Source organism: Lacisediminimonas sp., from assembly GCF_030645335.1.
Lineage (GTDB): Bacteria > Pseudomonadota > Gammaproteobacteria > Burkholderiales > Burkholderiaceae_D > Lacisediminimonas.
On record NZ_JAUSNH010000217.1, the window covers coordinates 1 to 11050 of the forward strand.

Sequence of the window (11050 nt, forward strand, 5' to 3'; positions counted from 1 at the left end):
CGCATGCGCAGCCGCCTGCTGGGCGAACACCTGGACGTCAGCCCGGAGCGCGTGCAGCAGGCGGTCGACCGGCACGGTCTTATCGGCGCGATCGAGTCGCTGCAGACGGGCGGGCGTTCATTGCGCCAGGTTGAAGTGACCGCAGTCTCCGAAATGGATGCACTGATTCCGGAAAAGGCACTGTTCGACCCCGAGCGCCCGATCGATCCGGACAAGCTGGTGAGCCAGTTCGTTCCGGAGCAATCACGCGGGCCGATCCCGCGCCGCGCAATCGCGCTGGTCTTGCTGGCGTGCGGGCTGATCCTGCTGGCGCTGGCCTGGCATTTCACACCATTGCGCGAATGGATCAACCTGGCCTCGCTGATCGGATTCGCCCGTGCGCTGGACGATCTGCCCTTTACGCCGCTGGCCGTGATCGCCTGTTATGTGATCGGTGGGCTGGTGATGTTTCCGGTCACGGTACTCATTGCAGTGAGCGGCATCGTGTTCGGACCCTGGTGGGGTGCGTGCTATGCACTGGCCGGTGCGCTGCTCAGTGCGTCTGTCAGTTACAGGCTGGGCGCATGGCTGGGGCGGGATACTGTTCACCGCTTGCTGGGCGCGCGCATCAACGGACTGAGCCGGCGCATCGCCCGCCGCGGGATTGTCGCCATGATGGTGGTCCGAGTGGTTCCGGTTGCTCCGTTCACGATCGTCAATGTGGTGGCGGGCGCCTCGCACATCCGCTTCCGGGACTTCATTATCGGCACCATGCTGGGCATGCTGCCCGGCATTGCCATCACCGTGACCTTCGTGCATAACCTGGCCGAAGCAGTGCGCCGGCCCAGTACCGAAACCATTGCCATATTGGCCGCGCTGGCAGTGCTGATGGTGATCTTTGCATTCTTGCTGCAGCGACTGCTGACGCGCCACCATCGGGCGGGTGCGCAATGAATGCGGCCAGCACGCTGCTCGAACCGCAGCAGGTTTTCCCGTTGCAGCAGCATCCTTCCCCGTGGCCATTGACGATTGCGACTTATAACATTCACGGCGCAGTCGGCTCGGATGGCCACTACGCGCCCGAGCGGATCGCCAGCGTATTGAGGGAGATCAACGCCGACATCGTCGCCCTGCAGGAAGTGCCTTTGGGCGGCGGCCATTTGCACAACGTGCTCGATCTGCTGCAGGATGCGACCGGACTCGACGCCGCCGCATCGGCCACCTGCATGGTCGGCGAACGCAGCTACGGCAATGCGATCCTGAGCCGCTACCGGATCGCGTCTACCCGCGCCATCGACCTCTCGTTCGGCAGCCGTGAGCCGCGCGGCGCACTGGATGCGGATATCCAGTGCCACGGCCACCCGCTGCGCATCATCGCCACCCATCTCGGGCTGCGGCCGGCCGAGCGGCGCGACCAGATCCGCAAGTTGCTGCAAGTATTCGACACTGACGAAATGCCTGTCATCCTTCTGGGCGATGTCAATGAATGGTTCGTCTGGGGCCGGCCGCTGCGCTGGCTGGTGTCGCATTTCCAGGCGGTTCCGGCGCCGCGCACTTTTCCATCGCGATTGCCCGTATTCGCACTGGATCGCATCTGGATCCGGCCGCGGCACCGGCTGGTCAGTGTCAGGGTGCATGGCAGCGCATTGGCACGCCTGGCGTCGGATCACTTGCCATTGGTCGCGCATATTGACGGCTAATCTCTGGCCAGAAGCTTTATCATGTTGGCTGGCGGATTGGATGTTGTCATTGGCCCGGACAATGGCGCGCAAGACAGCAAATCAACAACATCAGGCAATAACCGAAAGCAAAGCATGGCCGACTCCGGACTATTCAACACCAACATCGTCCTCGATATCCTGCGGCTCGAACCGGATGGCCATGACCGTTACATCGGGCAGAGTCATTTCATGGGCAGCCCGAATGTGTTTGGCGGCCAGGTGCTGGGACAGTCCTTGTACGCCGCACTGGCTACGGTGGAAGGGCGGCGGCCGCATTCGATGCATGCGCTGTTCCTGCTGCGCGGCGACTACCGGCTGCCGATCACCTATGAAGTGGAGCGGGTGCGCGACGGCAGCAGTTTCAGCACCCGGCGCGTGGTGGCTTTCCAGGAAAACCGGCGCATCTTTGTCATGTCTGCGTCGTTCCAGATACTGGAGGACGGTTTTTCTCATCAGAAATCGATCCCTTGCTCAATCGATCCCAATAGCCTGCCGTCCCGCCTGCCCGAGTGGAAGGCGAGCGCGGACCTGACTGACCGGCCGTTCCAGCCAGTACCGGTCGACTTTCGCGCGCCCTATGAGGGCGATTTGTTCGGCAGTCACGACGGCACGCCGCACAAGCAAGTGTGGATGCGTGCACCGTTCGATATTGGCGACGATATCAAGCTGCATGAGTCCTTGTTTGCCTATGTGTCGGATTACGGACTGTTGTGGACCGCGCTGCAACCGCATGGCGTCCGGGTCGGCGATCCGCGCCTGCAGGTGGCCAGCCTCGACCATGCGATCTGGTTCCATCGGCCATTCCGGATGGACCAGTGGCTACGCTTTGAAATGGAGAGTCCCAATGCATCGGGCGCACGCGGACTGTCGTTTGCGCATGTGTATGACGAACAGGGCGTGCTGGTCGCCACGCTGGCCCAGGAGGGCCTGATCCGGATGCACGAAGCAAGTCCGCAAGCAAGCCAGTAAATAAACTGACAATGCATGGCGAGCATGCAACAGCAGGCAGTTCTACCGCAAGGAGATGCCAGTTCTTTTGTGCTAGTCTGCGATTTCGCCCTTGATCCTTGCCTATCTTCCCATGCCAGCAACGCGACAATTGATCATTGAGCTTGAACGCGACATCCAGCAAAGGTTGGGTCTTGTTCCCGCGATGTACTACGCCACGCCGGACACGATCGGCGCGGTGTCGGCGCTGTGGACGATGGCATGCGCCGGCTGGCTCGATAACCCGCTGCCGTCTCCCTTCAAGCAGCGCCTGGTGGTTTATCTCGGACTGCTTTCCGGCAGTCGTTATTGCCTCGGGCGGCATGTGGCCTGGCTGCGCGGAAGCGGCCGCGTGCTGGAGCCGGCGCTGGCTGCCTCCAGTGCGCAACTGCTGACCCTGCTGCAAATGCCGCCCCCGGGCGATGACGAAATCAGACGCGCCACCGAATCGCTGGATGCCTGTGTTGCGCAGCGGGCCGAGATTGCCGCGCCAGGCGGCCAGGTTGAACTGGCGGTGTTCGTGGCTGCCGGCAGTCTTTTCCTCGGCAAGGGCAATCCAGCCGTGCTGCGCGCTTCGATCGAACGTGCATCCGGGCCGGCGCGCACGGCACAGATACTGCTGTTGCTGACCTGGTTCCAGGCAGAGCGGCAATGGTTGCAGGCGCATCCTGAACTGGCCGGCGACGAAGACATGCTCGCCTTGTTCAAGCGCGAGCCGGAAGTTGCGCAATTGCTCGAAGCCCGTCTCGGCCAGGTCGAGAGCCGTGATCGCCAGCGCGACAAGTTCATTGGGGTGCTTTCCCACGAACTGCGCAATCCGGTCGCCTCAATCTGTGCGGTGTCCGACATGTTCCAGGTAATCGGCATCGATGACGAACGCCTGCGCAACGCCAGCAACATACTGCACCGGCAAACGCACGCCCTGGGCGATATGCTGGACAACTTGCTGGAAATATCGAACCTGGCGTTTGGCAAAGTCGCCATGGCCAAGGTGCCGCTGGTTCCGGATGAATTGCTGGCCAGCGTGCTGCGCCGGCATGAAGCGAAGTTCAACGACCAGGGCATCAGCGTAATGCATACGCCCGCGGAGCGGCGCGTGTATGTAATGGCAGACCGGACACGGCTGGCACAGGTATTTGAACAGATCCTGTCGAACGCCCACAAGTTTGCCCATACGCCAGGCAGCCTGCAGATCGTGACGCAGGTCGAGCCGGCGTCGCTGACGATTCGTTTTCGGGACGACGGCAGCGGATTCGCTCCCGACCGTGCGAGTGCAATCTTCGAGCCGTTTTCCCAGGGCCGCCCGCACACCGCGCAGCAGACCAGCGGCCTGGGAATCGGCCTGACGATTGCCCGCATGATTGCCGTGTTGCACGACGGCGCACTGGAGGCCGCAAGCGCCGGACCAGGCAGCGGCGCCACCTTCACGTTGCGGCTGCCGCTGGCATCGCAAGACGCCGGCAACAAGCCCGAGAAAAAAACGGCGGGCCGGCCCGTGTCCCGCATCCGCGTGCTGGCGATCGAAGACAACAAGGACTTCGCCCAATTGTTCCGGCACATGCTGGAGATCATGGGGTGCGAGCTCGACATCACATCCGATGCCCGCTCCGGGCTCAAGCTGGCGCACGAACGCTTGCCGGAGCTGATTTTCTGCGACATTGGCCTGCCCGGCGACATGAACGGCATTGATTTCGCGCGGGCGGTACGCGCCGACCCGGAACTGGCGCACATTCCGCTGGTTGCCGTATCCGGCTATAGCAGCCCGGAAGACCGCCATAAGGCGATGGCTGCCGGTTTCGACCGGGTCTGCGCCAAACCGGTAAAGTTTGCCGACATCAGCGATGCGCTGAGCGTGTACTCCACCCACAGGGATACAGCCGGCTGAGCCCTTCCTGGCTCATCGGCCAGCGCGCCCAAGGCCTAACCATCGCCCGGTTTGTTGCGCTCCCATGTCGCTTGATGCCGTAAATCCCGATCAATTATTAGAGTTGATTAATATTTACTGACGCAGGGTAGGGGCGCAACGACAGTAGCGAAACCGGTGGTTCTGTTCCGTGCTTTACAAAATTCTTGTGAAGACGCAGACGGCGCCGCTATTCGCATTCACCGAGGGCGAACCATGAGCCAGAATCCTGACGCCGGCGTGGCAGATGCTACGCAATCCCTTGCCAAGCCGGCGCTGCTGCAGCACATGATGCTGCGCTCCAGAAAATCCCTGTTTGGCTTGTTTGCCGTCAGCCTCGCCGGCGCTGCCAGCGTGCCTTTCATTGGCGCGCCCAAGCCGGTTCTGGCGAGCGCATCCAAAGCGACATCCGACAGCGAGCCGCTGCCCACACCGATGCGCGCCGCATTGCGGGAAGTCTTCCATGAAGCGCCAGTGCTTGCCAGTGAACAGTTCCTTGGTATCAGTGCGGTGCCTTCGGCCGAAGATTTCGCGGCAACACAGGCCGATCCGCCGGTCGCCAAACGTTCGCAAGCCAGTCCGTCCTATCTGGCGCCAAAGACAGCGGCGCTGGTTCCTGATGCGCAAAGTTACGTCGCCAAGGGCGCCAGCCGTTCGCAGGCGGCGGGAATTGTCGTGGTCGGCTCCGATCCGATGCCGCCAGCGCCGCCCAGGGCGGCGGCTGCCCCGAAGGCAGTTGCCAATGTCCCGCCGCCGGCCAGCAGCGTCGTCGCTGCGCTTGCTGCTGCCAGGCCAATGGCACCGGGCCGCTTGCCTGACGCAGCCCCGCCGGCCGTCGCCGCTCGCTCGGGCGAGCTTGCACCAGGCAGCCGCGAACCCATTGCCGAGCGCATGGCGAAAGCTGGCCACGAGCCGGATCCGGCGGCAACGCCGATGGCGCCGAAAATACCCGCTGCTGCACCCGCCAGGACGGCGCGAATCGATGCGCCTGCAAAAGGCCAGGCCGCTGACACAGTTGCCAGCAACCTCGACGCTTACGTTGCAATGCTGGCCCAGCAAATGGAAATGCCGGTTCCACCGCCGACGCCAGTGCTGGTGGCGGCCAGTCCCGCTGCGCAGCTTGCGCCACCGGTGGCGGCTAGCGAGAAGGCGATCGTCGTCTCCGCCAACAGCATGCCGGAGCAGGCTTTGCAGATCCGGCTTGGCACGGCCCCCGCCAGAGCCGCCGCATCCGGTGCGACTTTTGACCTGGAAGCAGCCGTCGCAGCGCTGGCTGATGGCGGCATGCCCTCCCTCAAGGGCGGCCACGGCGACGAAGTCGTCATCGTCGTCGCGCACGGCATGGATCCGGCGCCGCTCAGTGAGTCGGCCCGGCTGGACGCAGCAGGCAAGCCGCCAGCGCTGGAAGACGATGTGCGGGTCGCCTCGACACAATCGACGCCCGACCTGGACGACATCAGCCTGGTCGCCGACGGATCGGACGGGGCCGGCGTGGACTATGTTGTTTCGATGGACCAGGACAGCGACGACGCCAGCTTCGCGCTGGCAAAGGTGCCACAACTACCGCTGTGGACCGTCATGGATGCGGGCAGCAACCTGTTCGTGCCCTGAGCACTGGCCATGCAGGGCCAGGCGTGGGCCCGGCAGCTTTGCTCCCGCCGCAAAAAAAACGCCTCCGTCAGGAGGCGTTCTGCATTTCAGGCGGGCGGGCAATTACTGGATTTTTGCCTTCTGCTTCAGGGCCTGCTGGAAAGCTTGCAAGCGCTGCTGCTGGAGTTGCTCGGTGATCTGCGGCTTGACTTCTTCCAGTGCCGGTATCTTGGCGGCGCGTACGTCCTCCAGCTTGATCACGTGGTAGCCGAATTGGGTCTTGACCGGCGTCTCGGTTACCTGGCCTTTCTTCAGTGCGACCATTGCGTCCGAGAACGGCTTGACGAAGGATGACGGCGCAGCCCAGTCCAGGTCGCCACCATTGGTTGCCGAACCAGGGTCTTTCGATTGCTTGGCCAGTTCTTCAAACTTGGCGCCACCCTTGAGCTTGCTGATGATGGCCTTGGCGTCTTCTTCCTTCTCGACCAGGATGTGACGGGCGTTGTATTCCTTGTCGCCGGCCTGGGCCTTGTACTTGTCGTATTCCGCCTTGATCTCGGCATCGGTTACTGGGTTTTTCTTGACCTGGTCGGCAACGAGTGCGCGGATCACGATGGATTGCCGTGCCATGTCGATCTGGGTCTTGACGTCAGCCGAGTTGGACAGGCCGCGCTTGTCGGCTTCCTGCATCAGGATTTCACGGTTGATGACTTCTTCCTTGACCATCGCGCGCAACTGCGGCGTGTCTTGCTGGCCCTGGCTGGCCATCTGTTTGATCAGGACTTCAGCACGCGCCGACGGAACCGGCTTGCCATTCACGACGGCGAGATTTTGGGCGATGGCAGGAACGGCGATGCTGGCCATCAGCAATACCAGCAGGCGAGCGGGTTTGAACATCATGTTTTTTCCTATGGGAAAGTTGTTTTCGGATTGTGGTCTGGCTCTAGGGCGTGCCGCCAGGAACTTCTGACGGCGCCAGCGCGATGATGGCGAGAGCGTGAATGTCGGCTTGCATCAAATCGTGAAGGCAATCATACACCAGTCGATGCCTGGCCAGCCTGGCCTTGCCCGCAAAAGCGGGGGCGACGATGCGCACCCGATAGTGCCCGCCGCCGGACGCCGCACCGGCATGTCCGGCGTGCAGGGCCGACTCGTCTTCCACTTCGCACGCTAGCGGCTGCAGGCCTTGTTCGAGCATGGCTTGTATGCGCTGTACGCGTTGGTTCATCCTGGTTCTTTCATGTGCTTGGACAGCAGCAGGGTCTGGCCGATCACGAAGGCAATCATCAGGCCCATGAAACCGAACAGCTTGAAGCTGACCCAGGTCGCTGTCGTGAAGTTGAATGCGACAAACAGGTTGACCGCAGCCATCAGCAGGAAAAACACGATCCAGGCCAGATTGAGCTTGTCCCACAGCGGCTCTGGCAACGACATTTGCTTGCCCATCATGCTGCGGATCAGGTTGCGCTGCATCGCATAGCGGGCAAAGGCCAGCGCCAGCGCGAAGCACAGGTACAGCACCGTGGGCTTCCACTTGATGAAGGTCTCGTTGTTGAAGTAGATGGTTGCGCCGCCGAACACGGTGATGATGGCCAATGACACCCACAGCATGCCGTCGATTTTCTTTTTGCGCGCCAGGAGCAGCGTGATCTGGAACAGCGTGGCCAGGATGGCAATCGAGGTCGCCAGCAGGATCGGCGCCTGTGCCAGGGTTACGGAACCACCGGCAACCAGGCCGGAAAGATATTGGCTGGCCAGTTGTTGCGCCGCCTCGGGGTGACCCTCGCCCCATTTGAACATCGCAAAAAACAGGATGACGGGTAGCAGGTCGAACAGGAGTTTCATGCGGTTTTAGTATCCTTGGCAGGTTCAAAGCGGAGAGAGGCGGAGTTGATGCAATAGCGCAGTCCGGTCGGCGGCGGACCGTCCGGGAACACGTGACCCAGGTGGGCGTCGCACACGTTGCAGATGACTTCGGTGCGGGCCATGCCGAAACTGTGGTCGGTTTTTTCGCGGACATTGTCCGGGTTCAGCGCCCTGAAATAACTGGGCCAGCCGCAACCGGATTCGAATTTGGCATCCGACTCGAACAAGGGCGTGTTGCAGCATACGCAGGTATAGATGCCATGCTCATGATGGTCCCAGAAGCGTCCGGTGAAGGCGCGCTCAGTGCCGGCCTGGCGCGTGACCTGGTATTCCATCGGATCGAGCTCGGCGCGCCACTGGGCATCGGTTTTTTTCACTTTTTCCATATTCTCAGGAGGAGCAACTTACTTCAAGATGGGAAGCCCAGTCCGGCGCCGGGGCAGCGTAATGTTCATTACCGGCTTGCTCATCGTACGGATGCTCCAGTACCGCAAGCAAGCGGGCAATTTCCGAGAAATCCCGGTCCTGGGCCTTTTCGATCGCAACCTGGGCCAGATAGTTGCGCAATACATATTTCGGGTTGACGCGGTGCATTTGCTCGTGCCGTTGGTCGTCCTGGCTAGCCTCGCGGCGCAAACGCGAGCGATATTGTAGCGCCCAGGCGTCGAATGCCGCGCGGTCAATGAAAAGATCGCGGATCGGTGCGTCGCCGGCCGGATCGTCGATGCGCAGATCGCCGAGCCGGCGGAAAAACAGCGTGAAATCGGCACGGCTCTTCTGCATGACGGCGAACAGCTCGTCGAACAGTTTGCCGTCCTGCTCTTCGCGAGTGGCCAATCCGAGCTTGGCGTGCATGGCCGCATCGAATGCCGCCGTGTATTCGGTCTGGTAAGTTGCCAACGCTTCATGCACATCGTCGACTTCGCCGATCAGGGGCAGCATTGCCTGGCCGAGCGCATAGCAATTCCAGTGGCCGACCTGCGGTTGCACATTGTAAGCGTAGCGGCCCTGGCTATCGGTATGGTTGCAGATATGGTGGGCATCGAATGCTTCCATGAAGCCGAACGGCCCATAGTCGAGCGTGATGCCGAGGATCGACATGTTGTCGGTGTTCATCACGCCATGCATGAAGCCGACGGCTTGCCACTGCGCAATCATCCTTGCGGTGCGCTGCGCGACTTCTGATAGCAGCGCCTGGTAAGGGCGTGCGGCCTCCCGCAGATGCGGATAGCAGCGCTCGATGACATGATCCGCCAGCACGCGCAACTCTTCGGTGCGGCCCTTGTAATACCAGTGCTCGAACGAGCCGAAGCGCACGAAGCTCGGCGCCATGCGGGTGGCAACCGCGGTGGTTTCCGGCATTTCCCGCATCACCATCTGGTCCGAGCCGGTGATGCAAAGCGCGCGCGTGGTCGGGATGCCGAGCGCAGCCATTGCTTCGGAACACAGGAATTCCCTGATCGACGAACGCAATACGGCGCGCCCGTCGCCCATGCGTGAATACGGCGTGGCGCCGGCTCCTTTCAATTGCAGCTCAAGCCGCTGCGGCGCGGCGTCGATGTTGGCTGGCGTTTCTCCGAGCAGGATGGCGCGGCCATCGCCCAGCTGTCCGGCCCAGACACCGAATTGATGGCCGGAATAGACCGCGGCCAGCGGAGTCGACTGCGGCAGCACGCGGTTGCCGGTGAATGTCTCGACAAACTCGTCCCGGCGCGCTTGCTCCGGATCCAGTCCGATCAGCCGGGCCGCCGCCGCGCTGACCGCGACCAGGTAAGGGGCGGGTAGCGGTGTGGGCGATAGCCGTGTGTAGAAAGCCTCGGGCAATCCGGCAAACTCGTTACTGATCGGGAGCTGTTCCAGACGGCCGTCAAGGTGGACGGCATTGACAGGTGGTTCAATCATCATTGTGTGGTGGCAGGCAAATACGCTGGCGACGGTAAAAGCAGGGAAGGTCGATTTCATTGCGTCAGGCCCAGGCCGGACATTTGCCGGGGCTGGCCGCGCCAACTGTGCTGGCCCGGCTGCGCGTATCGTCATGGGTCTGGTTGATGCGGTCGGCGACCTGTTGCTTGCTGCATTTTGACAGAGATGGGACATTTGCATCGGCCGCCGGCCGAAATGGCCGGCGCAGCGGCCGGCACGACCAGGCCGGCGTGCCGCCTGCGCGCTGCGGCGATGGTTTGGGCGGGATGTTGCGGCGCGTAATCGGCGATCGATCCAGCACCAAAAAACGCTGCCATGTAAATGAATTTACTGGCGGCGCGCGCCTTGTGCGGCGCAACACCGAAATTCGTTGACGGTTTTAGTACGGTCGTTCCAAAATCGTCCCACATTTACCGTCGTTCGAACAATGACCGGTATGCATAACAAGGAGTAAGGATGGCGTATCCGAAGAGTCCGGTCATGGGGCAAATGATGAGCCAGCCTTTGCTCATCTCGAACATCCTGCGTCATGCAGACCGCTATTTCGGCAAGAATGAAATCGTGTCACGGCGGGTCGAGGGCGACATTCACCGCTATACCTATCACGACTGCCACACGCGTGCACGCAAACTGGCCAACGCCCTCGGCGCGCTCGGCGTAAAAATGGGTGATCGCGTGGCGACCATCGCGTGGAATGGCTACCGCCACATGGAGGCCTATTACGCGGTGTCCGGATCCGGCGCGGTGCTGCATACGATCAATCCGCGCCTGCATCCCGACCAGGCCGCGTATATCGCCAACCATGCAGAAGACACCTATCTGCTGTTCGACCTGACTTTCCTGCCGCTGGTGCAGGCGTTCGCGCCCAATTGCAGCACGATCCGCGGTTATATCCTGATGTGCGACCGCGACCGCATGCCAGCCCAGAGTACACTGCCGAACCTGATGTGCTACGAGGACCTGATCGATCAGCACGCCGATCAATACGATTGGCCGCAGTTCGACGAGGACTCCGCCTCCAGCCTGTGCTACACCTCCGGCACCACGGGCCATCCGAAAGGTGCGCTGTACTCGCACCGCT

At 61.9% G+C, this 11050-nt stretch carries 11 protein-coding genes; 6 read left to right on the forward strand and 5 right to left on the reverse strand.

From position 1 onward, the window contains the following. From Q7T64_RS14930 to Q7T64_RS14950, 5 genes are all read left to right on the forward strand, one after another. The coding region (locus tag Q7T64_RS14930; RefSeq protein WP_304797317.1) for a TVP38/TMEM64 family protein at nt 1-933 on the forward strand (933 nt) is incomplete at its 5' end. After that, nucleotides 930-1679 carry an endonuclease/exonuclease/phosphatase family protein gene (locus Q7T64_RS14935; RefSeq protein WP_304797319.1) on the forward strand — a complete coding sequence of 250 codons (750 nt, stop codon included), beginning with the start codon at nt 930-932 and terminating at the stop codon, nt 1677-1679. The genes Q7T64_RS14930 and Q7T64_RS14935, both read left to right, overlap by 4 nt. Before the next feature lie 114 nt (nt 1680-1793). After that, nucleotides 1794-2669: an acyl-CoA thioesterase II gene (locus tag Q7T64_RS14940; RefSeq protein WP_304797321.1), complete on the forward strand. Its 876-nt coding sequence runs from the start codon at nt 1794-1796 to the stop codon at nt 2667-2669. A gap of 112 nt (nt 2670-2781) precedes the next feature. Next, entirely contained in the window at nt 2782-4572 is a 1791-nt protein-coding gene (locus Q7T64_RS14945) for a hybrid sensor histidine kinase/response regulator (protein WP_304797323.1), read from the forward strand. A gap of 234 nt (nt 4573-4806) precedes the next feature. After that, entirely contained in the window at nt 4807-6201 is a 1395-nt protein-coding gene (locus tag Q7T64_RS14950) for a hypothetical protein (RefSeq protein ID WP_304797325.1), read from the forward strand. Nucleotides 6202-6303: 102 nt separating this feature from the next. Here Q7T64_RS14950 and Q7T64_RS14955 read toward each other — a convergent pair whose 3' ends face one another. The 5 genes from Q7T64_RS14955 to Q7T64_RS14975 are packed head-to-tail and all read right to left on the reverse strand — an operon-like array spanning nt 6304 to nt 9948. Beyond that, nucleotides 6304-7080: a peptidylprolyl isomerase gene (locus tag Q7T64_RS14955; protein WP_304797327.1), complete on the reverse strand. Its 777-nt coding sequence runs from the start codon at nt 7078-7080 to the stop codon at nt 6304-6306. Nucleotides 7081-7123: 43 nt separating this feature from the next. Then, nucleotides 7124-7408, reverse strand: a complete 285-nt coding sequence (locus Q7T64_RS14960) for a BolA family transcriptional regulator (protein WP_304797329.1) — start codon at nt 7406-7408, stop codon at nt 7124-7126. After that, nucleotides 7405-8025, reverse strand: a complete 621-nt coding sequence (locus Q7T64_RS14965) for a septation protein A (RefSeq protein ID WP_304797331.1) — start codon at nt 8023-8025, stop codon at nt 7405-7407. The genes Q7T64_RS14960 and Q7T64_RS14965 overlap by 4 nt, the downstream gene beginning before the upstream one ends. Next, the gene (gene msrB / locus Q7T64_RS14970) at nt 8022-8432 is read right to left on the reverse strand and encodes a peptide-methionine (R)-S-oxide reductase MsrB (protein WP_304797333.1); all 411 of its coding nucleotides are present in this window, start codon (nt 8430-8432) and stop codon (nt 8022-8024) included. The genes Q7T64_RS14965 and msrB overlap by 4 nt, the downstream gene beginning before the upstream one ends. Before the next feature lie 4 nt (nt 8433-8436). Further along, on the reverse strand, nt 8437-9948 hold the full coding sequence (locus Q7T64_RS14975; RefSeq protein WP_304797335.1) for a YdiU family protein: 1512 nt from the start codon (nt 9946-9948) through the stop codon (nt 8437-8439). Nucleotides 9949-10425: 477 nt separating this feature from the next. On the opposite strand from Q7T64_RS14975, the gene Q7T64_RS14980 reads away from it, so the two are divergent. Continuing rightward, on the forward strand, nt 10426-11050 hold a 625-nt coding region (locus Q7T64_RS14980; RefSeq protein WP_304797337.1), incomplete at its 3' end, for an AMP-binding protein.

Excerpts from the sequence above, each read along its gene's own strand:
- Q7T64_RS14935 (WP_304797319.1), top strand. The coding sequence starts at position 930 with ATGAATGCGGCCAGCACGCTGCTCGAACCGCAGCAGGTTTTCCCGTTG.
- Q7T64_RS14940 (WP_304797321.1), top strand. The coding sequence starts at position 1,794 with ATGGCCGACTCCGGACTATTCAACACCAACATCGTCCTCGATATCCTG.
- Q7T64_RS14945 (WP_304797323.1), top strand. The coding sequence starts at position 2,782 with ATGCCAGCAACGCGACAATTGATCATTGAGCTTGAACGCGACATCCAG.
- Q7T64_RS14950 (WP_304797325.1), top strand. The coding sequence starts at position 4,807 with ATGAGCCAGAATCCTGACGCCGGCGTGGCAGATGCTACGCAATCCCTT.
- Q7T64_RS14955 (WP_304797327.1), bottom strand. The coding sequence starts at position 7,080 with ATGATGTTCAAACCCGCTCGCCTGCTGGTATTGCTGATGGCCAGCATC.
- Q7T64_RS14960 (WP_304797329.1), bottom strand. The coding sequence starts at position 7,408 with ATGAACCAACGCGTACAGCGCATACAAGCCATGCTCGAACAAGGCCTG.
- Q7T64_RS14965 (WP_304797331.1), bottom strand. The coding sequence starts at position 8,025 with ATGAAACTCCTGTTCGACCTGCTACCCGTCATCCTGTTTTTTGCGATG.
- msrB (WP_304797333.1), bottom strand. The coding sequence starts at position 8,432 with ATGGAAAAAGTGAAAAAAACCGATGCCCAGTGGCGCGCCGAGCTCGAT.
- Q7T64_RS14975 (WP_304797335.1), bottom strand. The coding sequence starts at position 9,948 with ATGATTGAACCACCTGTCAATGCCGTCCACCTTGACGGCCGTCTGGAA.